General features: G+C 54.0%; 22 protein-coding genes. 12 read left to right on the top strand and 10 right to left on the bottom strand.

From position 1 onward, the window contains the following. Window positions 1–384 precede the first annotated feature (384 nt). Window positions 385–771, top strand: a complete 387-nt coding sequence (locus tag RMSM_RS33790) for a copper homeostasis protein CutC (RefSeq protein ID WP_081614439.1) — start codon at window positions 385–387, stop codon at window positions 769–771. A gap of 7 nt (window positions 772–778) precedes the next feature. On the opposite strand, the gene RMSM_RS33785 is transcribed toward RMSM_RS33790, so the two are convergent. Next, window positions 779–2,839 carry an alkaline phosphatase D family protein gene (locus RMSM_RS33785; RefSeq protein WP_008708359.1) on the bottom strand — a complete coding sequence of 687 codons (2,061 nt, stop codon included), beginning with the start codon at window positions 2,837–2,839 and terminating at the stop codon, window positions 779–781. A gap of 306 nt (window positions 2,840–3,145) precedes the next feature. Here RMSM_RS33785 and RMSM_RS33780 point away from each other — a divergent pair, with 306 nt between their 5' ends. The 3 genes from RMSM_RS33780 (at window position 3,146) to RMSM_RS33770 (ending at window position 6,411) form a co-directional block, all read left to right on the top strand. Continuing rightward, window positions 3,146–5,401: a S1 family peptidase gene (locus tag RMSM_RS33780; RefSeq protein WP_008708357.1), complete on the top strand. Its 2,256-nt coding sequence runs from the start codon at window positions 3,146–3,148 to the stop codon at window positions 5,399–5,401. A 158-nt stretch (window positions 5,402–5,559) separates the two neighbouring features. Next, a complete protein-coding gene (locus RMSM_RS33775; RefSeq protein WP_008708356.1) occupies window positions 5,560–5,817 on the top strand; it encodes a hypothetical protein in 258 nt (85 codons plus the stop codon). 114 nt (window positions 5,818–5,931) lie between these two features. Then, a complete protein-coding gene (locus RMSM_RS33770) occupies window positions 5,932–6,411 on the top strand; it encodes a quercetin 2,3-dioxygenase (protein WP_008708355.1) in 480 nt (159 codons plus the stop codon). Window positions 6,412–6,427: 16 nt separating this feature from the next. Here RMSM_RS33770 and RMSM_RS33765 read toward each other — a convergent pair whose 3' ends face one another. From RMSM_RS33765 to RMSM_RS33750, 4 genes are all read right to left on the bottom strand, one after another. Then, window positions 6,428–7,369, bottom strand: coding sequence for a glycosyltransferase family 2 protein (locus RMSM_RS33765; protein ID WP_040770926.1), 942 nt, complete (start codon window positions 7,367–7,369; stop codon window positions 6,428–6,430). After that, window positions 7,366–8,478 carry a hypothetical protein gene (locus tag RMSM_RS33760; protein ID WP_008708353.1) on the bottom strand — a complete coding sequence of 371 codons (1,113 nt, stop codon included), beginning with the start codon at window positions 8,476–8,478 and terminating at the stop codon, window positions 7,366–7,368. The genes RMSM_RS33765 and RMSM_RS33760 overlap by 4 nt, the downstream gene beginning before the upstream one ends. Beyond that, entirely contained in the window at window positions 8,475–9,545 is a 1,071-nt protein-coding gene (locus RMSM_RS33755) for a glycosyltransferase family 4 protein (protein WP_008708352.1), read from the bottom strand. The genes RMSM_RS33760 and RMSM_RS33755 overlap by 4 nt, the downstream gene beginning before the upstream one ends. A gap of 395 nt (window positions 9,546–9,940) precedes the next feature. Further along, window positions 9,941–10,120: a hypothetical protein gene (locus RMSM_RS33750; protein ID WP_008708351.1), complete on the bottom strand. Its 180-nt coding sequence runs from the start codon at window positions 10,118–10,120 to the stop codon at window positions 9,941–9,943. A gap of 502 nt (window positions 10,121–10,622) precedes the next feature. On the opposite strand from RMSM_RS33750, the gene RMSM_RS33740 reads away from it, so the two are divergent. Then, window positions 10,623–11,993: an MATE family efflux transporter gene (locus RMSM_RS33740; RefSeq protein WP_008708349.1), complete on the top strand. Its 1,371-nt coding sequence runs from the start codon at window positions 10,623–10,625 to the stop codon at window positions 11,991–11,993. 687 nt (window positions 11,994–12,680) lie between these two features. Here RMSM_RS33740 and RMSM_RS33730 read toward each other — a convergent pair. The 4 genes from RMSM_RS33730 to RMSM_RS33710 form a co-directional block, all read right to left on the bottom strand. Beyond that, on the bottom strand, window positions 12,681–13,088 hold the full coding sequence (locus tag RMSM_RS33730) for a VOC family protein (RefSeq protein ID WP_008708348.1): 408 nt from the start codon (window positions 13,086–13,088) through the stop codon (window positions 12,681–12,683). A 156-nt stretch (window positions 13,089–13,244) separates the two neighbouring features. After that, window positions 13,245–13,712 carry a TIGR03067 domain-containing protein gene (locus tag RMSM_RS33725; RefSeq protein WP_008708347.1) on the bottom strand — a complete coding sequence of 156 codons (468 nt, stop codon included), beginning with the start codon at window positions 13,710–13,712 and terminating at the stop codon, window positions 13,245–13,247. A gap of 260 nt (window positions 13,713–13,972) precedes the next feature. Then, window positions 13,973–14,368 carry a TspO/MBR family protein gene (locus tag RMSM_RS33720; protein WP_081614437.1) on the bottom strand — a complete coding sequence of 132 codons (396 nt, stop codon included), beginning with the start codon at window positions 14,366–14,368 and terminating at the stop codon, window positions 13,973–13,975. 240 nt (window positions 14,369–14,608) lie between these two features. Continuing rightward, window positions 14,609–15,115: a GNAT family N-acetyltransferase gene (locus tag RMSM_RS33710; protein WP_008708345.1), complete on the bottom strand. Its 507-nt coding sequence runs from the start codon at window positions 15,113–15,115 to the stop codon at window positions 14,609–14,611. A gap of 211 nt (window positions 15,116–15,326) precedes the next feature. Here RMSM_RS33710 and RMSM_RS33705 point away from each other — a divergent pair, with 211 nt between their 5' ends. Then, window positions 15,327–16,469: an alpha/beta hydrolase fold domain-containing protein gene (locus RMSM_RS33705; RefSeq protein WP_008708344.1), complete on the top strand. Its 1,143-nt coding sequence runs from the start codon at window positions 15,327–15,329 to the stop codon at window positions 16,467–16,469. Window positions 16,470–16,504: 35 nt separating this feature from the next. Here the strand turns inward: RMSM_RS33705 and RMSM_RS33700 are convergent, their stop codons facing one another. Then, window positions 16,505–16,690: a DUF2267 domain-containing protein gene (locus RMSM_RS33700; RefSeq protein WP_008708343.1), complete on the bottom strand. Its 186-nt coding sequence runs from the start codon at window positions 16,688–16,690 to the stop codon at window positions 16,505–16,507. 200 nt (window positions 16,691–16,890) lie between these two features. Here RMSM_RS33700 and RMSM_RS33695 point away from each other — a divergent pair, with 200 nt between their 5' ends. The 6 genes from RMSM_RS33695 (at window position 16,891) to RMSM_RS33670 (ending at window position 24,989) form a co-directional block, all read left to right on the top strand. Next, window positions 16,891–17,157, top strand: coding sequence for a hypothetical protein (locus RMSM_RS33695; RefSeq protein ID WP_008708341.1), 267 nt, complete (start codon window positions 16,891–16,893; stop codon window positions 17,155–17,157). A 264-nt stretch (window positions 17,158–17,421) separates the two neighbouring features. Next, the gene (gene hflK / locus RMSM_RS33690) at window positions 17,422–18,405 is read left to right on the top strand and encodes an FtsH protease activity modulator HflK (protein ID WP_008708339.1); all 984 of its coding nucleotides are present in this window, start codon (window positions 17,422–17,424) and stop codon (window positions 18,403–18,405) included. Window positions 18,406–18,407: 2 nt separating this feature from the next. Further along, the gene (hflC, locus tag RMSM_RS33685) at window positions 18,408–19,373 is read left to right on the top strand and encodes a protease modulator HflC (RefSeq protein WP_008708338.1); all 966 of its coding nucleotides are present in this window, start codon (window positions 18,408–18,410) and stop codon (window positions 19,371–19,373) included. Window positions 19,374–19,559: 186 nt separating this feature from the next. Further along, window positions 19,560–20,141 (top strand): hypothetical protein, encoded by a 582-nt coding sequence (locus RMSM_RS33680; RefSeq protein ID WP_008708337.1) that lies wholly within the window; start codon window positions 19,560–19,562, stop codon window positions 20,139–20,141. Between the two features lie 209 nt (window positions 20,142–20,350). Beyond that, window positions 20,351–23,524 carry a DUF1553 domain-containing protein gene (locus tag RMSM_RS33675; RefSeq protein WP_008708336.1) on the top strand — a complete coding sequence of 1,058 codons (3,174 nt, stop codon included), beginning with the start codon at window positions 20,351–20,353 and terminating at the stop codon, window positions 23,522–23,524. Between the two features lie 40 nt (window positions 23,525–23,564). Further along, window positions 23,565–24,989 carry a DUF1501 domain-containing protein gene (locus tag RMSM_RS33670; RefSeq protein WP_040770913.1) on the top strand — a complete coding sequence of 475 codons (1,425 nt, stop codon included), beginning with the start codon at window positions 23,565–23,567 and terminating at the stop codon, window positions 24,987–24,989. Window positions 24,990–25,044: the final 55 nt, after the last annotated feature.

The raw sequence follows: 25,044 nt of genomic DNA, 5'->3' as shown, positions 1-25,044 counted from the left end.
AACCTATTCATCTGTCCCCACATTCGGCTGTTAAAAGCGATCCGTTCTGTGACATTGTTACTTTCCAACCTCAGAGACATTGACGGTACGGATCTTGATGTCTTTGAAAAACTCGTTCTCTTTGAACTTGCTGGCGCGAGTGTCCTTGCTGCGGGTCCACAGTGATTCGTTAATAAGAATCTGTTGGAAAGGACGAGAAAAACCTTTTGCCCCTGGAATTTGGCGTTTCCCAAGCCAACGGCAGTCAATTTACTCTCTAAGATTCGCGGAAGCTTCGAAGACGGCCCTGCGTGGCCGCGCATGTTCCGCACACTCAGAGAATTTCATGCTACTGGAAATTTGCATCGACTGTATCGAGTCGGCACTAGTGGCCGAGCAGGGTGATTGATCCGGGCATCTCGTCCCCTTCAAATCACCTTCCATCGTGCCTTCGACATGGCTCGCGATCCCCTGCGTGCACTCGACACGATCATCGGGCTAGGTGTTGATCAGTTGCTAACGTCGGGGCAAAGAGCGACCGCAGAAGAAGGCATGCAGTTGATCAAACAACTTGTTGACCGTGCAGATAATCGGCTGACGGTGATGGCCGGAGCGGGAATCAACGGCTTGAACGTACGCCGAATTGTGCAAGCTACGCAAGTTCGCGAAGTCCATGCCAGCGCCAGCGTGCCAAGGATGCCAGAGATTGCGACTGGCGAAGCACGGTTCGGAAATCACAGTCGAGTGACGTCCGTACAGCGGGTTCGCGAATTAATCGCGGCGATGTCTTAAGCGGAAGTTACAATCCGCTGAGCAACGCCACCACGGTGCCGTTGTTGTAGATCGCGTCAATCTCGGATGCAGAGAGAACGCGGTTCCAGATCGCGACTTCATCGATCATGCCGTCAAAGTTTCGACCTTCACCTGCGCGGTGGCCGCCGATCACTAAGCCTCCCGTTTCCGCAATCGGTCCGTGAATCGGCAGCGGATGAGTTCTGGCCAGTTTCCCATTGACAAACAACTGCAACCGCATCGAGTCGAACGTGACCGTGACGTGGGTCCAACCCGAAAATAGCGAGCGGTCGAGCAAGCAATCAAAGCCGCCTTGCGATTTTGTACTGGGCGACCGCTCCGAGCCAACGGGCTGTGGAACTAGCGTCTCGGTGAAGAGTTGGAGGTTGATCTTCTCGGCATCTCCGCACGCTCTGAGTCCGACGGAGATCGCATAGCCGCTGCGAGATGCGTTGGGCAACTCGCAGTGATTCGTAACGTTTGATTCCATGATGAAAGAGCGGTCCGCGCTGCCGTGCACCGGTAGCCACGCTGGTTTGATCCAGCCGGAAACCGTATAGACACTGGCGTTATCATCCAGCATCGAACGCGGCACCGTCAGGTATTGGCTATCCGAGCGGCTTAGCTGCAATGCTCCACCGCACGTGCCATGTTGGTTGCTCACCGTGGCACCGCCGTTGAGTTGCCCGTCCAGGCGACTACCTAACTGGGAACGATTTTTAGTATCGCCATCAAAGCTCCAATAGCCCCGCAAATCCTTGGCAATCCCTGTTTCCGGCTGAGCCGTGAGTTGGTAGTACGTGATGGTCTTGACGAGATTCTCCTGGCCATCTTTGTCGAGAAATTTGACGCTTAGTGTGGGGACTGTTTTACTGGTATCCGCGGTCATGATCAGGAACTGATTGGGCTGGACTCGCGACCACTCAAGATCTTGATGGTAGACATTCAGCGAGGGAATGACGCTAGTATGGCCCGGCGAGATAATGAAATCGTGCAGGTCATATCCAACCCGTTGTGGGTGTACCAAATAACGCGAAACATGGATGTCACCCCCGACCAACACAACACCGGGGATGCGTTCATCTTTGATGAAATTCAACAACGCGTCACGCTCTGCATAGTAAGTGTGCATGTCATCGGTTTCGCGATTTTTTTTGTCTTGCCAAATTTGTCCGTGCAACAGAACTTTAAAAGGTGCCTCGGAGCTGCGGAGACTTTCCAGCAGCCATTTCCATTGCTCATTTCCGTAACAAGTCGATTGGTTAGGGCTGACAGGTGAGGGGCCGGTTTGGGAGTACCATCGTGCATCGAGCAAGAACACTTCCATCGCTCCCCGATCCGCCTTCTGATAGATACCTTCGTCACCGCTGCCATACTGGTCCTGGACACGGTATTCAACGAATGCTCGGCGAGTGTTTGTTTTCAACGCTGCGGCGTTTTTTCCGTTGGCGTTATTCAATCCGAAATCATGGTCGTCCCAGGTACCGACAAACGGTACGCTCTTACCCAGCACTGCGAGCCGGGGACGCTGCAGCAGATGACGATGCTTGTTTCGTAGATCCGTGAGATTGCCGGTGTCGGCGTAAGGAGTGTCGCCGCCCAGACACAGCAGATCGAGATTGTGATTGGCCATCTGCTGCCAAACCGAATCGGTGCTATCGTTGACACAGGAAATGAAGGCGACGTTCAGCACTTGACCGCTGCGATCCGCTGGTACGGTCGTGAAATGAAAGTCGGCTGTTCCACCAGCAACAAGCGTTGCGCCTCCCGCTTCGATCTTCTCGATTTGGTATCGGTAGGTGGTGCCCGCGGTGAGTCCCACCACGTGGAATTTGGCGACGAAGTCATGCTCGGATTCGCTGCGACTGTCAACGGTGGCGACTTTCGTGCCTTGTTCATCGTGCACGGTCAAACGCAACGTGACCGCCTCCTTACCCGGACTGTACAGCAGGTGGGCTTCGGTGCTCTTTAAGGTACCGATATAGGGGCCGACCGAATCGTCTGCGTGCAGCCCCGGCCCCAATAGAAGTAGCAAGACGATCGATAGACCGAGGGGGTGTTTCGTCATAGTAGTAGGTTTAAAAACTTCGTTGATTTTTCGCTCGGTGAAGCGAGAGTCTACCACGCAGCGAATCGCCTCGGGGAAGACGAAGCCATTTGCAAAAACTCCCCCGTTTTTTTAATTCAAATCTCGTTTTTACCCTCGCGAGAATGGGGTCGAAAATCGAGTCGAGACAAATAAAGTCCACGAAATACGTGCACATCGTGCCAAGAACAATTATCTTGCTCGTATTCATACTTGCCTCGTATTCATGTCAGTCACTTTGTGGGGAGATGGATGAATACGTGCTGTTCGTTAAGACTTTGGAATGGAATGTTTCAGCTATTAAGACGATCGATTTGCCCCTTCCCATTTTTTCTGATCGCCGTCATCGGAGTTTTTTTCGGATTTGCCGAACAAGGATTTGCACAACTTAACCGCGACAATGTCGCAAACGCGAAGACTGCGACGGTTCTCGTTGAACGCCCCTCGGGCGCTGGATTCGGAACCGCATTCTGCATCAACGCCAAAGGTTTCTTCATTACGAATCAACACGTTGTGCAAGGAGAATCCGAGAAAATCCCCTTGATCATGAATTCCGGTACGGAAAAGGAAGTCAAGTTTCTTTCGGAGGTTGTCAGAACGAGTGCCGAACACGACCTCGCGCTCTTGCGGGCAATCAAACCGCCAGCTGGGTTAGTTGTGTTGAACCTAGGAGACGACGCCACTCTTTTCGAGACACAACAAATCACGGCGTTTGGGTTTCCATTTGGTACTGCGTTAGCCCTCAAAGACGAAACCTACCCAAGAATCAGCGTCAACGTTGGACGTGTCGTGTCGCTGCGCAAACGCGCAGATTCACTGGAGTCCATTCAGATTGATGCGGTCGTGAATCCTGGTAACTCCGGTGGCCCCATCCTGGACAACAACAATATGGTCGTGGGCGTCGTTGTGGAAAAGGTGATAGGCACGGATGTCAATTTTGCGATCCCCATTTCGAAGGTCAAAACGTTCCTGGAAATCCCCGACTTGACACTCGAAAAAATCAACATTCGATTTGTCAAACGGCATCAGCCTGTTGAACTCAAGTTCAATGTCGTTTCATTCGGCACTTCTGCAGCGAACTATCAATTCAAGTTGAAGCTGCGAAACAACAAAGGAGAATCTCCGGAGTTTGAAGTTCAGCAGCGAAACGACGGTGATCAATTCTCGGTCAAAGTAATTCCGGTAAATCAAACCAACGAGCGTCTACGAATTCCCGTCGAGATTGACTTTGCATCAGGAAAGATCAATGGCGAACTCAACGAACAAGCGATTCGGTTTGGCAACTCGACGCAATACCTTGCGGAGATGAAGTCGTTCGAAAGGCTGGCAGGAGACCGATGGCGATTGACGCGTTACGACGGACGCAAGGTGGATTTGAAGGGACTTCTTTTCGCGGAACCAACGATCTATTTTGGCGGCTCCGAAATGAAACTGGACCTGGCATCGGTTACTAAGATTGACGTTGGTAAACCCAATGCAATGGCAAGCGAACTCTCATACGATGCCACCCTTCTTGATGGAACAAAAGTCGTTTCGCGGATCAAAGGAGTCATTCCGTTTCGCGGGGCTCCCGGCGGCATCGAGCTTAAGACCGTCAAGACAGAAGAAGCGGCTCCTACGGCAGCGAATCCAGAGACATCGGATTATGTTTTGCCATATGAACAAGCGACGTTTGAAGATGACGAAGTGGTTTACGAATTGGATGAACCGTTCGATGATTACGTCATGGGCGGCGCCGATCGTTACATGATATTTAAGTTTGGAAAATCGAAACGCATCGCGATTTTTGACTTGCTGTCCGCGAACCTCGTACACGAGATCAAGAATGTCGATTCCGATGCCCTGCTGACCGCCGGATCGAAAAACCTGTACGTCGTGCTACCGAGTCAAATGCTGATGCAGCGATGGAGCCTTGAGACTTTCGAGCTGGAAAAGACGACTCGTCTACCGACAAAAAACGCGCCGAAATTAATTCAAATTGGCGTCAACGCGGATGAATATCTGTTCTTGTTCGATGGCAACGAGGCCTACATCGTTGATTCTCAGCGACTCAAGCCAATGTCCACAGGTGGTGAGAAACTGTTTTACCAACGCACGAACGATTTCGGACGCCAAGTCGATGCTGCGGCTAATGGAAATGTCTTTGGAACCATCATGACCGGGCTTGGTCCTGTCTCTTACAACTGGGTTAGGATCGACGACGGCAGAATCTCCATGGGCGAATTTGGCTCGACATCCAACCGGATTCGCTGGGCCGCGCCATCACCCCTGGGTCGCATGTTCCATTTGCCCCGCGGACAAATCTACAACATGTTCTCGAGGGACATTTCGCCGGATTGGTTGGAAGGGGCACGTACCTTTCCCACGGTGGATCCACGCTATTTTATCGCCGTACGGTTCAAGGAAAGTCTCGCGGCAGCTGGTTCACCAGTGTCGACGTTTGCACGGCCTCGGATCTCAGAATTATTCATAGCAACCTACAACTCAATGAGCTGGCGCCACACGGCAATACGAACTCAACCCGCAATTCACTTGACGCGTTAAATTACGGCGAAACCCGAATTCATTTTGTCCCTTGGGCAAAACTGCTGGCAAATACCGACTACGACAAAAAGCGGATTTACGTTCGCAAGTACGATTTTGAAGCCGAACTGACAGCCACCGGCGAAGACTATCTGTTTGTCGAGTCGCTGCCTCCGATCATGGCCTACAAAGGAAAAAAACTGAGCTACCAGGTCAGATGCAAAACAAACAGCAATTCGCTTGCCTTCCACTTGGTCGAAGGGCCCGCGGGAATGAAGGTAAGTGATACCGGTCTAATGACCTGGGTACCTCAACGTGGTGCTGTTGAAGGTTTTGAACCGGTTGTGATTGGAATCAAAGGCGATGATTTCAATGAGACGTTCCATTCGTTTGACATTGCCGTGATTTCAAAATTGACCGTTAAAGGGAGGAATTAGTATTCTCACCTCCGGTGGACGTGACAACACAAACAACAGGCCGTTGGGCCGGAGAACAAAGCATTGGAGTGAGGACATATTTGGATTTGGGGAATAGGAATAGAGGAACGAAATATGAATCATCCTGCAATCATGCGTCGGCCCGGCGAAGGCCGCAGGATCGGGATCGTTGGCGACGTCTATCGTTTCCTTGCCACCGGTGAAGAAACCGACGGCAAGTACACCACCTTTGAAGCCAATGTGCCACCGGGCAGTGGGCCTCCGCCGCATGTTCATCGTCGCGAAGAGGAATCGTTCCTTGTTCTCGAAGGCGAGATGACATTTCAACTTGGCGACGACCGCTTTGTTGCCGACGAGGGCACGTTTCTGAACATGCCCGTGGGAAGCCTTCATTGCTTCAAAAACGAAAGCGACAAGACCGCTCGGCTGCTGATCACCCTTGCGCCCGCCGGATTGGAACAGATGTTTTTTGAGGTGGGCCAGACACTCGATGAAGACGCGGTGACGGCTCCACCACCGAGTGAAGCCGAGATCACGAGGCTACTTGAAGCTGCGCCTCGTTACGGTGTCGAGATAAAAGTGCCAAGCGAGTAATGACCGAGGCAATTTTTTAGAACCCAGCTGGCGTCTGCGTTTCGCTGCTGCGAATTTCTTCCGCCGTTGGATTTCGTAAGATCACCAATTTGTTGGCGTCCGGATTAAAGCGAATCAGTCCGCGATCAGCAAAGGCGTTGAGCCAGGACTCCATCGGCCACACGCCCCACTTGTTTTGAAAACGAATCGCGTTTCGTACGATCGCTTCGAAGTGGTTCAGCGGCGGTTTGCATACCGCGTGGTATTGATGGAACGCGGTGGCACCGACAAAGCCAAACGGGACTTCTGCTTGACAGGCGGAAAAGGCAAAGTCGGTATCTTCGCCTCCGTAGCCATCAAACGAATCGTCAAAGCCGCCGATCGTGAAGAAGTCGTCTCGTGTGATCGCAAAACACAAGGACCAAAACAACTCGTAGCGATCGGAGTCGATTCGCTGCGCCGGTTGCAAAATCGGCTGTAGGGGATGATCCACTGCATGTTTAAACAGCGATGGCATCTGCCAACCGCCCTCGGTCGCGGCGGCCGGCAAGTAGCGGACATCACCCATCCACAATCTTGGTTGTTCCTTGAGCGTCGTGCGAAACGTTCCGATCATTTGCGGCGCCGCGATGCAGTCCACATCTAAAAAAATCATGCCCTCGGTTTGACACAGCGACGCGGCACGGTTCCTCGCTTCGGCTAGCGGTAGCTGTCGGCCGTCGCCGTCAACGCGGCTTGTACGGATCTCAAACGGACACGTATCAATCGAATCGCGGCCCGCCACGGCAACACGATCGCGAACTTTTTGCTCGGTTCGCGAATGTTCCATCATGATTTTGTCAACCGCGATTTGAACCTCTTGGTCCATGCCGACCACGATCCACTGGTCTGGATAGATTTCGGATCGCAACAGTCCTCGCAATTGGTTTTCGAGATGGGTTTGGCGACCACGTACGATCGTCAACACACTGATCCTCATCGGTTCCCTCGGCAGTTGCGTTTTCGTATCGTATGCGACCAAGTGGCAACGGCTTGTAGATGCTCGGCGGCTTGGCGAGCGCCATCGTTGCGATAGACGGTATCCCATTTTTGAGGGTCGAGTGCTTTTGCTCGTTCGACGATGGCGGGCCACTGCTGCGGATCAGGCCACGATGTCAAACCGACCGCCAATCCCTCGCGATCCAAAACGGAAGCCTTCTGAATTTGCTCGTCAAAGGGGCGGTCCTCAGCAATTGCGACAAAGCGTTTTCGTGCGTGTCCGATTTCCATCACACTGTTGTGCCCAGCCGCCGTGACGACAATCTCGGCGGTTTGTACGTGCTGCGTGGGATCGGTCACCCAGCCATGGAAGCGAAGATTCTCCGGCGTGCCCGCATGTCCGTCGGGTTCTTTGCCAAGCACAATCCAGTCGTACTGGGGCACTCGCTTGGCCGCCTGGCGTAGATCTTCGTGGACATCGTCCCGCCCGCCTCGGCCAAACATCACCACGATGCGAGGACGCTCAACGTCATCCGTTACATTAGCAACTTGTGATTCTGGTCGCGTACTGGTGGTGTTGCGGCAGAACCCATCGAGGTAGACCGTTTTGCGGCGCACCCACTGTGGCGTTTGATCGTCTTCCATCGTCTCGGGGAACGGAGCAAGTAAGCTGTGAGCCGCCGCGTAAGCGTTTTCGTGAGCCGCATCGCTGCGGTCGCCATGTTGACGCATCACAATTTGAGGGATCGATGCGAGCCGCGTCAGCATCGAGATTTCGGCCGACACATCCACCACCATCAAGTCGGGCTTCGACTCGTGCAACCACTGAGTGTATTGTGCAACACGGCGAGTGATCGTATCGCACCAAAGCGGCGCATAGTGTAGCGCCGCAACGTCCGCAGCGTGTTGCAAACCTTCGGTGTGTACATCGTCGATATCACAATCGATCCCAATGACCTGGCAAAGACTTTCGCCGCTCCAACGTTGGGCGTCCAAGCGGCTGGTGATCACGGTGGCGGGAAATCGTAGGTGCTGCAGAATGGCTTCGGTACGATGCTTGTGCCCGAGCCCATGATAATGAACGTAGAATCCAATCGTGGGCGAACTCATATCGCGACGCCTAATTGATGTCGACGATAAAGCGTTTCGTAGTGGCTGACCATGCGGTCAAAACTGTATTTTTCTTGTGCCACGCGGCGGCAAACCTCACCCGCAAGACAAAGGGCATCGCGAGTAGCCGCTGCCAAGGCCGGAACGTCGCCGGGGGCGGCCAATCGTCCCACCGACGGTGTGATCAATTCCGGCAACGCTCCACGCGCGAATGCGGCTACCGGCGTGCCACACGCAAGCGCCTCGGCGACGACCAACCCGAACGGTTCGTCCCAGCAAGGTGTGACCAGAGCAACCGCCGCACGACTGACGAGCTCACAGAGTTCTTCGTGAGTTTTGTGTCCGAGATAGACACACGATGGCGACAGCTTTGGCGACACCTCGGCGTCAAAGTAATCTTGGTCTGCGATCGGCCCGACGATGTCGATGGGCAACCCGGCACGCTGTGCCGCGGCGATGGCCAAGTGGGTGCCTTTATCAGGCAAGATACGACCGAACCAGATCGCACGCCGCTGCTTTGGGGCGCAGCAGTTTTTCCAGAATCTTGTGTCGACACCGTTGTGAATAATCCGCTGGTTGGGAATCCAGTGCCGCCAGACTGCGGCGTTGGCTTCGGAGATGTTTACGAATTCGCCACAATTTTCGCTGCCACGAGACTCCAGCTCGGATTGCATCCGCGGCAGTACCGGAGTGTGCAGCGTCGTGATCATCCGGGTGGGCTGGATGCTGGCGAATCGCAGTGGAATCGGGCTGAGCGAATGATTGTGAATCACGTCAAAGTCCGCGGCGGCCAAGCGGACCATCAATGATTCATACGCTTCGTCCTCGACACACTCAACCCACGGAGTGTGTACGCGGCCGAGTCGGCGACGCGATTCTGCAATCGTTGCGGTTGGAACGATCGGATCCAAAGGAAGTGCTGGGTCCGAGTCACCTGATGCGAACAACGTCACGTCGTGGCCGCGATCGACGAGGGCTCGGATGTAGGAATGTGTAAATGATTCGAGTCCGCCGGCATATGGCTTTGCAATCGCATGTTTTAAATGCCCAATCACTCCAATTTTCATCGTCGCAGTTCCCCGTCGCGCCAAAGGCCAATCGTTGCTTCGGCAGGCATCGGGGACTCTCGTGGGAGTCGTCGCCCTCATTGCGAATCAACGTTGGCGACTGACACCGATCTTGCCAAATATCAAAGAAACGATCCATCGTGTTAGTGAGTTCCATCGCTGATCGAGGCAAAGCAAGTGGTGTGCCAATCGCATGTGCAAGCCTGGTCCTGGCGACCAAGATATGTTGCGCATAGGGGCACCCGATCGCCAGCTACTAAGGGCGTTTCCTTGGCGATAACTTCGAGCCTCGGACCAAAGAGTCGGAGCATCAAGAGGATCGAGAGTAGCGAAAAGAGCGGAGGGTGAAGGTGCGGGTGAAACCGTGGTCGTGGATCGATCCACGTTATTCCAACTTATTGGTGATCGACCGGAACGATCGGATTTCGTTCGGTTGGTGCCACGGCTGCTCCTGAGCGTAGCATTTGTTTCTCAGCTCGATCGAGCGTGCATAGGAACTTCAGCCCAATGCGATGGATCGTATGCAGCAGTCTTGAAACAGGCGAAGCGAATGTCCGCGAGGTTGCAGTCGACATGGCGAGGCTCCTTTTAGTAGTTATCGAGCGAAATGGTGGAAGGCTGGCACGAGGATCGCATAGCAGCAACATCATGGATGCGGATCTTGTTGCGAGTTACCGTTTGGCATTATGCCCGGCTCCGACTTCCAACATGCTCCGTTTCCCGAGACATTTCTGTTTCGCGAAAGCTGTCCCGGTAACGGTCTCGATCACATCCACGCTGCCGCTGCCTAAGTCCTATAAAAGCACCCCGCAAATAAGCTTTGCCAGCAACGACGCTGTAATTGGACTGGCAAGCGGTATCGGTATCTCGAGGTGAGATCACGTTGAGAGCGAAGGCGATCCAACGGGCCTGCAAACCGAAAGCTCTGTTGAAAAGGCAAAACACGGAAACATGCCGATCGCGTGGCGGTTGTATGTCAGCTGCATCGTCCCAACGAACTCTTGCATTTTCTGTTGCGTTTTTTCTGTTGCATATTTCGCACCAATCCACCCTTAGTCGTAGAGCCCATTCACGCCGATGCTGCAAAACGCCGATCAAAAGCGACGAAATCCCTATGGTTATCGCGCCTTATTGGCGGTCGCGTTGCCGCTGGCTGCGACGGTTGGTTGCTTCTCGATCACGTTGTTCACCGACCGAACCTTGTTGATGTGGTATGGTCCCACGTCGTCGGCGGCTTCGGTGTCGGCGGGCAATTTGTATTGGGCGGTCGTTTGCATCCCCGTGACGGCCATGGGTTTTATTACCCCCTTGGTGGCGATGACGCTGGGACACCGGCAAAAACGCGGGGCGGCAGCGACGCGAGTTTGGTCGCTGATGTGGCAATGTGTGTGGTTGACCCTGGCGATGTTGCCGGTGCTAGCGGCGATGGGGTGGATCAGCCCTCGTATTTTTGCGGCGTTTGGCCATCCGACCGATTTGGCGGTCCAAGAAGCACGCTACTTTCAAACGCTGCTGTTGGTGGCGCCGGCCTCGATGCTCGAAGCCGGATTAACTGCGTTTTTTGTAGGACGGCGGGTCACAAAACCGATTCTAAGAACCAACATCGCCTCAGCGGCGTTGAACGTCGGACTCGATTTTTGGCTAATTTTTGGCGGCTGGGGCGTGGCTGCGATGGGCGTTTTTGGTGCGGCGTTGGCGACCGCGCTATCGATGTGGTTCAAAGTGGCTGTATTCGCGATCTTGTTGACGCGGTTACAGTCGTTTGGGCGTCACCGCAAACAAGCATGGAAGCCGAATCAAAAAATGATTTTGGAAATCATCGTTCCGGGGTCGGCACTGGGAATCCAGCAATTGGTTCGATCCAGTTTATTTAGCCTTGTGTTGTTAGTGATCGGAACGGCATCGGTCACCGGGCTTGCCGCGACGTCGGCCGCACTCAGTTTGTATCAGCTGTTGTCGATTCCGGCGATTGGCTTGGCCACCGCGGTCACCGTGGTGACCGGACAAGGCTATGCAGCCGGCGGAACCAGGCAAGCGGTGCAGATTTTGCGACGAAGCATGGTTCTAGGATTCTCGTTTTCCTTGTCACTTGCGACGGTGCTGTTGGTGTTGCCTCACGTGCTGTTGCCGATCTCGCTAGGCGGTTTGACCCCAGCACAGCGGAGCGAGATCGAACCATTGGCCACAACACTGCTCGCTTACGCGGCCGTTTATGGGGTTATGGATATCACCAGCTTGTTGTTGGGAGCAGTCATCAAAGGGATTGGAAAGACAATCATCCTGTTGGTGGCGACCGCTGTCCCTGGTTTTGTCGCGGTAGCAATTGGCTGGTTTTCTGCTCCGCTGGATGCAAGCGCCGTGCAACATTGGTGGGCGGTGTTAATTGTCTGGGCGGGCTTGCAAGCGTTGATAGTGGCGTCCGGTGTTAAATCCGTGACAAGGACATAAAGCGCCGTCGTTGCGCAAGGCCGATCACAGACGGGGGACAGTGCATAACGATGACCTGGGTGCATACCCTGCTTAGGCGCAGACGGGGGACAGACGGGGGACAGAGCACAATGATGACTTGAGATCATGCCCCTGTTCGGGGTGAAGGTGAAATCATTGTCAGATCGGAGAGCAACGTTTCTTGGCTGCTAGCATTCCAACGGATTGTTCTTCGCTGGACCACCTCCTATGCCACTGCAACCCTTTCCGGCAATGGTTACGTTACAACTTTTAATCGGCTCGTTTGGCTGTGCCGATCGAGCCGAAGCGGCCGATAGCAGATTGGTGTATGGATCTGCAAATCGCTGTGGAGCATTTCTTAGCGGAACTCGTCAAGAGAGTTTCGTGCAGGCACCGGCGCGTGGAATGGAAGCCTCGCGAGACATCCGCTACGCCATAAATCGCAAACACTATGAAAAAATTGCTTCAAAGCGTTTGGTTTTGCGGCGTTCGCTTTACCCCAGAGCTGAGTGACCCGCGAGCAGCGCGCCACGCACCAGCAACCCACTAATGCGTTTGATCTACCCCGCACGTGGCACTGCTACCTAACCCGACAAAGTGCTCTGTCCCCGCTGTAAAGTGCTGTCCCCGCTGTAAAGTGCTCTGTCCCCGTATTGGTCGGTCCCCGTATTGGTCGTCTCGGTGTTGCTACCATCCACTCGGCAATCGCCAGAGACCTGGGGTGACTAATTCGACCGAATTGCCGGCGGGATCTCGAAAGTAGATCGACTTCCCACCAGCTGGCCATTCCACTTCGGCTTCGATCACGACACGATGATCCTGAAGATGTTGACGCCAATCGTCGAGCGACCGTAATTCAATTCCTAAAGCAAAATGCCCGGGACCCGTTGCACCATGATGCGGAAGCTTGTCTCCCGTGCATGTCGTCTTGGGATTGAATGCAAGTAGAACATTCGACTCGCCCACTTGAAAGAAAACGTGGCGACCAGGCTCTTTGGCAATCACATCCAAACCAAGGATTCGCGGATAAAAATCTTCGGCAGCGTCGAGGTCATCGACGTAGATCGCCGTTTCGACGATAGCCAGCACTTTCATTTCAATTCACCGTCAAATGCAGACATAAAACCAAATGCAGACGTAAAACCGTAGTATGGTGCTGAATTCGAATCCAGCGTTACACCTCAAAATGTCTCAACGTAGCCGGACACCATCATTTCCAACCTGTTTAACGATGCGAGACTTCATGCTCCGCTACGACTCAGGCTTGATCCGCTTCAACGTTACGAGAATGTGCTGGTTCTCAGCCGTGGAAGAAAACTCAGTGGGCCGATCTTTTCCCGAGGGTGCAAAGCAAAGTTTTCGAGCGTTCTTGCCGAGTTGATAAATCCCAAGAAACAAATCGCCTTTTGCGTCACCTTCGGTCGGAGTGAAATTAATCCTCTTTGGCTTCGTTGTCGGGTCGAAAGTGCTGGTCCCCATGGTGACTTTGCTATCGCCCGACCAGAGGCTCCAAATGCCCTTATCGTCGTTAACCACCGTGAGTTTTTTGGCGTCTTCATCCTTCGTCTTGTTACCATTGACGACAAGTCCAACGATCTGCCATGTCCCTTCGATTTTTTTACGATCTTTCCTGATCGCTTCGTCCTTAGCCTCTTCGGCAGACGCCACGGACGTGAGCAAGAATCCCACAAGCAACGAACTAAAAAACAAGTATCGCATCGTTGTAGCCTCCACCTGCGTTTAAAAGAAACCGAGAACACTCATTGATTATAAAGCATCGGAGGCGTCCATCCTCCGTTGACATCGCCGCCCTCTTCAGAAGGACCAACGGCGATGGAACTGCCAAGCAGGTAAAGGATGCCTATGGACGAAGCACCACATTGCGATCCACGGCCACTGACTCCCCGAAACTCTGAATGAGTTCTGCTACAAAAAACTCTGCCCCCATTTGACGCCCGTGTCACGCTGCTTCGTCATCGCTACCAATTGCTCCAAGTAATCGACAATTGGAGAAGGGTCGCAATCGATACCCACACAAAGTACGGCAACTGTGCCACGGCGACCCATCTGTAGTGCTTCCAAACTGCTGCCACCATCCACAGGATGGTTCCCCAGACGATCAGAATGTCCACCGCTGCCAACGGCAAATTGCGAAGACCAAATTGGATTGGCGTAAAGAGCAGGTTCGCCACGAGATTGATGCCAAATGGCAGAGCCACCTTCGATGGCACCTTTTTCCTGAACGCCTGCACGAATACGAAGCAGAATGTCACCAGGATGATCGGGTAAAGAATCCTCCAAATCAGGCCAATGGTGGAGGGTTCTGGCGTCCAAGACGGCTTCTCAAGGCTGTTGTACCACTGCATCCAAGTCATTCATTTACTCCTCAAACTCAACTCGAACGTATTGCGTCTTCTAACCCAGATAGTAGTCACGGTCCCACAAACAATCGAGGCATGCATATTGCAGCAGAACTCGTGCGAGCGTTTTGTAGAGCGTTCTTCGTGGATCAACAGCCGCTGAGGGCTTCTTGATTTGATCGTTCAACAATCAGCCGAAGGCGTACTCGCATCCGTTTTGCGTACGCCTATCGGCTAACGGTTAAACGAAGCATTCTAAGCGGTAAATGGCGGCGAGTACTGGACGGAACCGGTGACACCACTCAATGCACCGGACACCAGCTCGATCGCCATCCAGGCTTCACCACCGCCGAACGGCGATTCTAATGGCCGAGCCAAATCGGACGAGAATCCAAAGCGTGAATAGAACTTGGGATGACCAAGCACAACCGCGATTTGGCATCCCTGGTCGCGGCACGACTGTAACCCCGATTGCACTAGTTTGCTTCCGATTCCTTGCCGTTGATAACGAGGCTGAACGGCCATCGGCGCCAACGAGACGGCAGCAATTGTCTGGTCACTTGTCAAAATTGAAACAGGGCTGAACAAAATGTGTCCAACGATCTCTCCATCGATTTCCGCAACCACCGACACCGTGGCGAAACCGCCTTTGCGCAACGCATCAACCAAGTTCGCTTCGGCATCGTTTCCGAATGCCGCGTGATTGACGTTCCAAATTGATTGTCGATCTTCGGTGCGTTCGGGGCGAAGGGTAATGTTCATCAATGCCTCTTTATTTCTTGCGTCCGCGCAGTTTCAACGCAATCATCGGACTGAAGAATAATCCGAACCGGTGAAGACTCCGATCTGATTCGAACGCAACTCACCTACCCAAGGCACCATCTTACCGCGGATGCGGCGAAACCAACGGGCTGGTGATGGGTTCAAACGGTGGAATCCGACTGTACTGAACTCGAACTTACCGAAGTGATCCATGATGAATCATCAACGATTTTTCCTCGCAACTTGCTGTTTTTCCTTAGTTGGAATCGCGGCGGCACCGAGTCACGCACAGACCGAACCACAACAAACCAGCCCCCAATTCAAGCGGCTCGACCGCAATCAAGACGGCAAGTTGACCAAAGACGAATTTTCAGGACCGTTGTTCCGCCGCATCGACGCGAATCAGGATGGCGTGATCAGCGGCGAAGAAGATCAGGCGTTTACGCGCCGCGCCGCTCGCGGTCAGGAGGCATCCGCCGCAACCGCGACATCCATCCAAACCGAACGGGACCTGCCTTATGCTGGCACCGACAATCCGCGACAAACGCTTGACCTGTATCTGCCCAAGACCCGAAAGAACGACAAACCCTTGCCGGTCGTTGTCTTCATTCATGGTGGTGGTTGGCAAAACGGAGACAAACAAGGCGGCTTTCGAACAGTTTCCTCATTCGTTGAAACAGGCCAATACATCGGCGTCTCGGTTGGTTACCGGTTAAGTGGCGAAGCGATCTGGCCCGCACAAATCCACGACTGCAAAGCCGCAATCCGCTGGCCGCGAGCCAACGCGGAACGCTACAACCTCGACCCCGACAAGATCGGCGTGACCGGCACTTCGGCTGGCGGGCATTTGGTCGCGATGCTGGGAACCGCAGGCGATGTGCCTGAACTGGAAGGCAAATTGGGTGACCATTTAAGCCACAGCAGCAGTGTTAGCTGCGTTGTCGACCAGTACGGTCCCTCGGAGTTGTTGACAATGGGTGGTTGGCACGACGATGCGAATTCACCGGAGTCCAAACTCGTGGGCGGAACGCTTCAAGAGAGCAAAAAGGCTGCTCGCAACGCTTCCCCAGTCAGTTATGTCTCGGAGAACGACCCGCCGTTTCTGATCATCCACGGAACCGACGACCGCGTGGTACCGTTTAATCAATCCGAGCGGCTGCACGAAGCACTCAGCAAAGTCGGAGTCGAGACGATGCTCGTTCCGGTGCAAGGCGGCGGTCACGGCAGATTTGATTCGCCGGAAGTCGCAAAGCGGCTGCAACAATTTTTCGACAAGCACCTGCTTGGTAAAGAAGTGACGATCGCGAGCGAGCCGATTCCGCAGGGTGTCCGAAATGGTGTAAAACCACGTTAGCCCGAATGAGTCATCGGGACAATACAACGGTCATTTTAGACCTTTGAAAACAACAGCATCGGCAATTGCGAAGCCAAGTCAGCGGTCTTGTGCAGGGTCAACCGGTCACGCAATGCGTGCAACATCGCACACGTGCCATGATAGGTTTTTTGCGGGTCTTCCCACTGCAGTTCCCGCATCAGTTCCTTGATCCACTGTTTCGTCTTTTGGACCGTCGACACAAGTACAGAAAGAAGGTCACTGTATTTGGGCGCGGGTTTTGCTCGTGGGTGTTTAATATAAGCACCTCCGCACAATTGATTGGGCTTAACGTAGCCTAGGCTTCCAGCCTGGGTTCGATGTAGTCCCCAGGCTGGAAGCCTAGGCTACGTTTTGCAGCTTCGCTGCTTTGGGGAGTTTCGCCGAAAGACTTCTGCCGAGTATGGCCAGGGATGGGCAACGTCGCCAGATTGTTGCCGAACTGCGGCGGCAAATCGAACCTGAACCCGAAGAAAGCGATGAATCGACCGGCGACGAGTGGATGTTGGCTTCGCAGCTCTCAGCGGAGGACCAGCAGCGAATCGAATCGTTGTTCGAAGTCGCACAAACCGATCGCAGCCGAGCGTTCGAGCTAAAAAGTGAACTCGACCGGCTGGGCGTTTTCGCAGATTACGAAAATCGGTTCCTCGATTTATTCAAGACGCCGTAACCCTTCCAAGACGCCGTAGTTTTTCAAAACGCCATGATGCCGCTCAGGTGCGGTTCCGATACCGGATCGCACGAATGGTTCGATCGCGGACGAATCATGCTGTTTGCGAACATTTTGCGTCATCGCTAGCCGTCGGGACGGATCGCGTGCTAGGGTTGGAGGTCACCGGAGCAAGCTATACTGTAACGAACTCGGGAATCGTCACAGCCAATTTGTTGTGAACCATCCTGCACATCCCGACAACCTGAACAAACCAACGGTCTTATGAAATTTGATCCCGACGACTGGCGCGACTTTGATTGGCGCGATATCGATTTTAAACAACTGCGTCTGCTGTGGGTGATTCCCGTTATCCTGGTCGTATTTGCTGCCTTTTCGAGTGTTTACACCGTCCAGGCGGAATCCGAAGGCGTGGTACTGCGGTTCGGCAAATACGTTCGCAACGCTGAACCTGGACTGCGGTTCAAGTTGCCTTTTAATATCGAACGTGTGGTCATGGTGCCGGTAAAACGCCAACTGAAACAAGAATTTGGTTTCGGAACATCCGGCGCGACCAACCCGAACCAATTTTCTGCGGAACAGACGCTCGAACGTGGCATGGTGACCGGGGATTTGAACGCAGCCACGGTCGAGTGGATCGTCCAATACCGAATTCGAGATCCCGATCTGTACTTGTTCGAAGTCCGTGACCCCGACAACACACTACGAGACCTGTCTGAATCGGTCATGCGTACGGTCGTGGGTGACCGCACGGTGGACGAAGTGATCACGGTGGGACGTCAAGAAATCGAAGCTGATGCGTTGTTGCAACTCCAAGAACTGGTGAACAAGTACGAGCTTGGGCTGAGCATCGATCAGGTGCAATTGAAAAATGTCAATCCGCCATTGCCCGTGCAAAATTCATTCAATGAGGTCAACCAGGCTCAACAAGAACGCGAACAACTCATCAATTTAGCCAACGGTGAATACAACAAAGTGGTCCCGCGAGCGAGCGGAGAAGCCGAACAAAAAATTCAGGCCGCTGAAGGTTATGCACTGAAACGTGTCAACGAAGCGGAAGGCGATGTTGCTCGGTTCAACGCGGTGATGGCGGAGTATTTGAAGGCTCCCGAAGTCACCAAGCAACGCATCTATATCGAAACGATGCGTCAAATCGTTCCCAATCTTGGCAAAAAGATCATCATCGACGAACAGGCCAGCCAGATTTTGCCGCTGTTGCAATTGTCCACCGAATCCGCAAAGAACTGATCATGAAAAACTTACCTATTCCCGCACTGATCGTATTCGGTCTGCTATTGGCCTTTCTGCTGTACAACGCATCGTACACGGTGCATGAAACCGAACAGGTGATCATCACTCAATTCGGAAAGCCTGTGGGTGATCCGATCGCCGACGCGGGACTTCATTTGAAGGTCCCCTTCATTCAAGAAGTCATCCGAATCGAGGAACGGATTCTCGATTGGGACGGTCGTCCGAATGAGATGCCCACCAAAGACAAAACGTACATTATCGTCGACACGTTTGGGCGTTGGCGGATTAAAGACGCAAAGCAGTTCTATTTGCGATTGCGAGACGAGCGGAGTGCTCAATCGCGTCTGGACGACATCCTCGGCAGTGAAACACGCAACGCGATCGCCAAACATGAATTGATCGAGGTGATCCGAACCACCAAAGACCGTCAACCCGAGCGTGACGCTGTCCTTGTCGATGCACCCGGTAACGTCGGAGTATTGTATCCAATCACCAAAGGACGAGCCAAGATCGAGAAAGAGATCTTTGACAAGGCCTCGGGGAAGCTTGCCGATTTTGGAATCGAGTTGCTTGACGTGCAATTCAAGCGAATCAACTACAACGAGAGCGTTCAGCAGCGAATCTATGATCGTATGATCAGCGAACGTCAACAGATCGCCGAGCGATTCCGCAGCGAAGGCGAAGGCGAAGCGGCCAAGATTATCGGAAAGAAAGAACGCGACCTACTGAAGATTGAATCCGAAGCCTACAAACGCGTCCAGGAAATCCAGGGCGAAGCGGACGCCAAGGCAACCGAGATCTATGCCAGTGCGTACAACCAGAGCGAAGATTCGGTGTCGTTCTATGAGTTCATCAAGACGATGGAGACGTATCAAGAGATGCTCGGCGGCGACAGCACGATGATCATGACGACCGGCAGCGACATCTTCAAATTCCTCAAGCACGTCAATCCATCGGGCGAGTAGAGGTAAAGACAGTAGCGGCCAATTGCGTCCTATCTACGTCGCGTCTTCGTTCCCGCGTTTGCTTGCCAAAAAGGGACACTACGTTTTCCGAATTCGCTGAATCGTGCTCTAACGGAACAAGGAATGCACATGGTCGTTCGGTGAACACGCTGGTATTGCGAGCGACTCGATCCAAGGAAGACGAAAATGACGAACGATCCAGGGATGCTGGGCCGACTGAAACACGATCTGATTACGGCGTGTGTGATTGGGACCGTCATTTCCGTTTCGATCGCCAGTGCCGCGATCGTGCTTGGGCATGTCGGCGACACTGAGGCTCGTCGACTGCTGGAGGCGATTATCCCCACAAGTCGCCTGTTCTGCTCATCCCTACTAACGGTGTCTGCCACCATCTTGGCGTTGATGTTGACAATGATCGGACTGGGAAACAACGCCGATCGCAACCTTGCCGATGCGCATTACCACCGAATCATCAAGATCGCCTTGTATGATGCGATTCTATTCTGTGCCGCCGCGATCATGTTCGTATTACATTGTGTCCCGGTTTATGAATCGGATTCACTGCCGGGATGGTGGTACCCAACGATCTATTACGGCGTGCTGATTGCATCCTCGTTGCTTGCCGGCGGGGCTGTCGCGATCGTAAGCCTGCTGTACCTGGCGGTGAAAGACGTGGTTAAAATCGTGGCACTTGGGCAAACCGATCATCGCTACGCTGCCAGCCAAGCGGCCGAGAATGACGCGTCACCGACCACCGATCGCGCGTGACCCGATCATCAGCGGACTGGTTCGTCGCCGATTCGGGAATCCGATCCTGGTCGGACCCAGCTTAATTCTAAGGTGGATCCAGCCGCGTGGGGAACTTTAACAAGATCCAACACGCCCCCACAGCACAGGTCGATTTGTGATCTCGGTCATCCATTTAGGATAAGATGGCTGTATTCGATCATCCCCAACATCGATCACGACGCCTCCTAATGCTACCTACCACAAAATCCGCCACCCGCTCCACCTACCGGCGTCTCGTTTTCCTGGCGACCGCTTGTAGTTTTGCCATCGCTGAATTTACCTTGCCAGCGATCGCCGACGAGGTGGAATTCAATCGCGATATTCGCCCGATCTTTTCCGATACCTGCTTTAAATGTCATGGGCCCGATGCGAACACTCGCGAGGCTGGGTTACGATTGGACGAGCGTGCGGCAGCGGTCGAGGACTTGGGCGGGTACGCAGCGATTGTGCCCGGAAACGCAGACCAAAGCGAAGCGGTTGCACGCATCGAAAGCGACGATCCTGAATTGCGGATGCCGCCCCCGGATTCAGGATTGGTGCTGACCGCAGATCAACGCTTGAAGGTGCGACAGTGGATTGATCAGGGCGCGAAGTATCAGCGGCACTGGGCATTTGAACCGATCACCCGGCCAGCGGTGCCAACCGAATTTGATTCGCATGGAGCGATTGACTCCTTCGTTTTGAAGCGTTTGGAACAAGCCGACTTGGAACCGCTCGGGCCCGCGTCACCGGCCACGCAACTCCGCCGTGTGTCGCTCGATTTGACAGGATTACCACCGACGATTGAACAGTCGCAGCGGTTCCTGGCGGAGGTTCAAGCCAACGGATTGGACGCGGCCTACGAAGACGCCGTCGACCGATTGTTGCAATCACCGCGTTTCGGCGAACGGATGGCGTGGCAGTGGTTGGAAGCAGCTCGCTATGCCGACACCGACGGCTACCAAAATGATGGACCGCGAGAGATGTGGCGTTGGCGAGATTGGGTGATCGACGCCTACAACCGAAATATGCCGTTTGATCAATTCACCATTGTCCAGCTCGCGGGCGACCTGCTGCCTAATCCAAATGAAGCCGATTTGATCGCGACCGCGTTCAATCGCAACCACCGCTACAACTCGGAGGAAGGCATTCCGATCGACGAATTCCTACTCGAAAATGCCGTCGATCGTGTTGATACCACCGCGACGATTTGGATGGGCATCACCGTGGCTTGTGCTCGATGTCACGATCACAAATACGACCCGTTCAGCCAACGCGAATACTACCAATTGATCGACTATTTCAACGACGTCGCCGAAAGTGGACGGGCGATCAAATTTGGTAATTCCGAACCGTGGATCAAAACGCCCACCGACGCACAACGATCCGAATTTGAAAAAATTCAGCAGCGAGTGGCGAAGTGTCAAACTAGGCTCGAGGCTGCCGAAGCCGATCTCGCTGCGGCACAACAGATCTGGGAAACTGCGACCGACTTTGCTACATTGCCGCCCGTTGTCAGTCACGGTCTGGATCATTTTTTTGACTTCGATTCACCCGATAAACGTGTCGTTTCCAAAGGCGACGCATTGCTGCGTCAGGAGGGGTCAATCACGCCGACCGCTCGCTTTGGCAACACAGCAACCGTATCCGAAAACAATCACTACGAACTTGGCAAGATCCCGGGGCTGATCGGTAACGGACGGTTTTCGATTGCGTTTTGGATGGCGCCCGGCCAAACCGATACCGGGGTGGTGTTGTCGAACGAGCAACGGGGCACAAAACGCGAAGGCATTTTGGTCGAGTTCGTCGACGGACATCTGCGCTGGAATATCAACAGCCGCTGGATCTCCGGTGTGTCGACGGTCCAAACCAATCGAGTCTTCGAATTGGGCCAGTGGAAACACATCGTGCTGACCAACGACGGAACGCAGCGTGCCCAAGGAATGAAGATTTATGTCGATGGGATTTTGCAGCCGGTCGAAGTGATTCGCAACACCAACAGCAATACGGCGAATCGCAACAACGGCGCGGCAATCCGAATCGGCCACAGCCCACACGTTGGTGGTTGGGACGGCCAAATCGACGAGCTTCGTTTCTACACGACTCGCACGCTATCGGATGACGAAGCAGAATTGTTGGCGGTCGCGGATTCGCCACAGACGATTTCGGCGATTCCCACATCGCAGCGGACCGCGTTGCAAGCTCGCCTTTTGCGTGCGGCATATCTCGAGCACACTGATAACGCTGCGCATCGTCGCCTGCTTTCCGAGTTGCAAACGGCCATTGCCGCACAGACCAAACTCTGGGATTCACTGCCGACCACCATGATCATGGAAGATCTGCCCGAGGGTCGTCCTTCGTTCGTGCGGACACGCGGCGTGTACGACCAATTAGGCGAAGCGGTTACCGCGGGCGTGCCCGCCGTTTTGACGTCCGCGAATCAGCCCGCCGATCGGCTCGGTTTTGCTCGTTGGTTGGTTGACGAAAAACATCCGCTCACCGCGCGAGTGACCGTGAATCGCTATTGGCAGATGCTGTTCGGTCGTGGGCTGGTCAATACACCCGAGGATTTTGGATCGCAGGGAGATTTGCCGACGCACCCTGAATTGCTGGATTGGTTGGCATCGGAATTCATGGACAACGACTGGGACATCAAAGCCATCCTGAAAACGATGGTGACCAGCGATGCCTATCGCCGCAGCTCGCAAGTCACGAAAGCACACCTCAAACACGATCCCGATAATACGCTCTACGCACGAGCTCCGCGAAAGCGGTTACCCGGTAACGTGCTGCGGGACCAAGCGTTGGACATTTCCGGTTTATTGGTAGAACGGATCGGCGGTCCGAGCGTCTATCCCTATCAACCCGCGGGATTGTGGAAAGAGGCAAGCAACTTTACTTACAAAGTGGGCAAAGGCGACGATTTGTATCGCCGCAGCCTGTATACGTATTGGAAACGAACGCTCTCGCCGCCCACGATGGCGTTATTGGATGCAGCGGACCGCGAATGGTGTTCGGTCAAACCACGGCACACCAACACGCCACTGCAATCGCTGACCTTGCTGAATGACGTAACCTTTGCCGAAGCAGCACGTAAATTTGGTGAGCGAATATTACAAAATGGAAGCGACGATGATGAACGGATCGCGTACGCATTTCGTCGGCTGTTGTGCCGTGAACCGACTACGACCGAGACCAGCGTGCTAAAAGAGGCGTTGGATACGTACCGTGATGAATTTTCGCAGTCGGCCGAACAAACCAATGCGGTTTTGTCGATCGGACAGTCCGAATCGCTGGAAAAATATTCGGCCGTGGATCGGGCGACGATGACGGTGTTGGCCAATGTGCTACTCAACCTAGAAGAGGCGACAACGCGTGACTAACCAATCGACGAACCATTCGAAACTGTTGACGAGTTCCGCTATGCCAGCGTGTATTCCCAAGGTGCTGAACCGCCGTGACGTGTTAGCTTCCGCCTCAGCAACGTTGGGCGGTGCGGCGGCCGCATCCCTGTTGGACCCGTCATCAACGTTCGCCGCAGCGGTGGGACAGCGGGGGTTGCATTTCACGCCCCGCGCCAAACGCATCATCTATCTGTTTCAATCGGGCGGCCCCCCTCAGCATGACATGTGGGATTACAAGCCTTATTTAAACAAAGTGCATGGCGAGGAAACGCCCGCGTCGGTGTTCGCGGGGCAACGGTTGACCGGCATGACCGCAGGACAATCCTCGTTTCCGGTCGCCCGATCAACGTTTGATTTTCATCAGCATGGCGAAAGCGGGGCCTGGGTCAGCGACGTGTTGCCGCACACCGCAAGGATCGTCGACGATCTATGCATCATCAAGTCGATGCACACCGACGCGATCAACCATGACCCCGCGATCACGTTTTTGCAAACCGGTTTTCAAATCGCCGGACGTCCCAGTATCGGGTCGTGGATGAGCTACGGTCTGGGGAACGAAAACGAGAACTTGCCCGCCTTTGTCGCGATGCTTTCGGGTAACGGCGGACAACCTTTATATGACCGGTTATGGGGCAGTGGGTTTCTGCCGTCGGTGCATCAGGGAGTGCGGTTCCGCAGCGGCAAGTCGCCGGTGTTGTACCTGAACAATCCTCCGGGATTCAGTTCACGGTTGCGTCGTGACACGCTGGATCGATTGTCCCAGCTGAACCAGCTTCGAGCTGACGAGGTGGGCGATCCTGAGATCACCTCGCGGATCGCTCAATATGAGATGGCGTATCGCATGCAAACCTCGGTGCCGGAGTTGACCGATGTCTCGGACGAACCCAACAGCACTTTTGAACTGTACGGCGTAGACGCACGCAAACCAGGCACCTACGCGCACAACGCGTTGATCGCACGACGGCTGAGTGAACGTGGTGTGCGGTTTGTACAGCTGTTCCATCGCGGCTGGGACACGCATGGCGGGTTGCCCAGACAGTTAAAGGCCCGCTGCCGAGAAACTGACCAAGCGACGGCGGCGCTTGTCACCGACCTCAAGAATCGAGGGTTACTGGACGAGACGTTGGTCGTGTGGGGTGGCGAATTTGGCCGGACCGTTTATTGCCAAGGCGATTTGCAACCTGCCAATTACGGCCGCGATCATCACCCTCGCTGTTTCACGATGTGGATGGCTGGCGGCGGAATCAAACCCGGCATCACCTACGGTGCCACCGATGAATACGGTTACAACATCGTCGAAGACCCGCTCAGTGTTCACGATCTGCATGCCACGATTCTGCATCAATTGGGTGTCGATCACGAAAAATTGACGTTCAAGTTTCAAGGCCGGCACTATCGATTGACCGACGTGCACGGCGAAGTCGTCAAGTCGCTGCTTCGGTGAGCGTAGTTGCCAACGCGGTGAAGCATTGTTGAACCCCGTTGGGGTTCGTGTTGTT

The sequence above is a fragment of the Rhodopirellula maiorica SM1 genome, from assembly GCF_000346295.1.
Lineage (GTDB): Bacteria > Planctomycetota > Planctomycetia > Pirellulales > Pirellulaceae > Novipirellula > Novipirellula maiorica.
The sequence above is the reverse complement of the archived record's forward strand: the minus strand, read 5'-3'. Positions and strand labels throughout refer to the sequence as shown.

Coding starts and splice junctions, on each gene's coding strand:
- hflC (WP_008708338.1), top strand. CDS start 18,408: ATGAAAAACTTACCTATTCCCGCACTGATCGTATTCGGTCTGCTATTG.
- RMSM_RS33755 (WP_008708352.1), bottom strand. CDS start 9,545: ATGAAAATTGGAGTGATTGGGCATTTAAAACATGCGATTGCAAAGCCA.
- RMSM_RS33670 (WP_040770913.1), top strand. CDS start 23,565: ATGCCAGCGTGTATTCCCAAGGTGCTGAACCGCCGTGACGTGTTAGCT.
- RMSM_RS33765 (WP_040770926.1), bottom strand. CDS start 7,369: ATGAGGATCAGTGTGTTGACGATCGTACGTGGTCGCCAAACCCATCTC.
- RMSM_RS33740 (WP_008708349.1), top strand. CDS start 10,623: ATGCTGCAAAACGCCGATCAAAAGCGACGAAATCCCTATGGTTATCGC.
- RMSM_RS33780 (WP_008708357.1), top strand. CDS start 3,146: ATGTTTCAGCTATTAAGACGATCGATTTGCCCCTTCCCATTTTTTCTG.
- RMSM_RS33705 (WP_008708344.1), top strand. CDS start 15,327: ATGATGAATCATCAACGATTTTTCCTCGCAACTTGCTGTTTTTCCTTA.
- RMSM_RS33675 (WP_008708336.1), top strand. CDS start 20,351: ATGCTACCTACCACAAAATCCGCCACCCGCTCCACCTACCGGCGTCTC.
- hflK (WP_008708339.1), top strand. CDS start 17,422: ATGAAATTTGATCCCGACGACTGGCGCGACTTTGATTGGCGCGATATC.
- RMSM_RS33750 (WP_008708351.1), bottom strand. CDS start 10,120: ATGTCGACTGCAACCTCGCGGACATTCGCTTCGCCTGTTTCAAGACTG.
- RMSM_RS33760 (WP_008708353.1), bottom strand. CDS start 8,478: ATGAGTTCGCCCACGATTGGATTCTACGTTCATTATCATGGGCTCGGG.
- RMSM_RS33785 (WP_008708359.1), bottom strand. CDS start 2,839: ATGACGAAACACCCCCTCGGTCTATCGATCGTCTTGCTACTTCTATTG.
- RMSM_RS33680 (WP_008708337.1), top strand. CDS start 19,560: ATGACGAACGATCCAGGGATGCTGGGCCGACTGAAACACGATCTGATT.
- RMSM_RS33775 (WP_008708356.1), top strand. CDS start 5,560: ATGGCCTACAAAGGAAAAAAACTGAGCTACCAGGTCAGATGCAAAACA.
- RMSM_RS33730 (WP_008708348.1), bottom strand. CDS start 13,088: ATGAAAGTGCTGGCTATCGTCGAAACGGCGATCTACGTCGATGACCTC.
- RMSM_RS33695 (WP_008708341.1), top strand. CDS start 16,891: ATGGCCAGGGATGGGCAACGTCGCCAGATTGTTGCCGAACTGCGGCGG.
- RMSM_RS33725 (WP_008708347.1), bottom strand. CDS start 13,712: ATGCGATACTTGTTTTTTAGTTCGTTGCTTGTGGGATTCTTGCTCACG.
- RMSM_RS33720 (WP_081614437.1), bottom strand. CDS start 14,368: ATGACTTGGATGCAGTGGTACAACAGCCTTGAGAAGCCGTCTTGGACG.
- RMSM_RS33710 (WP_008708345.1), bottom strand. CDS start 15,115: ATGAACATTACCCTTCGCCCCGAACGCACCGAAGATCGACAATCAATT.
- RMSM_RS33770 (WP_008708355.1), top strand. CDS start 5,932: ATGAATCATCCTGCAATCATGCGTCGGCCCGGCGAAGGCCGCAGGATC.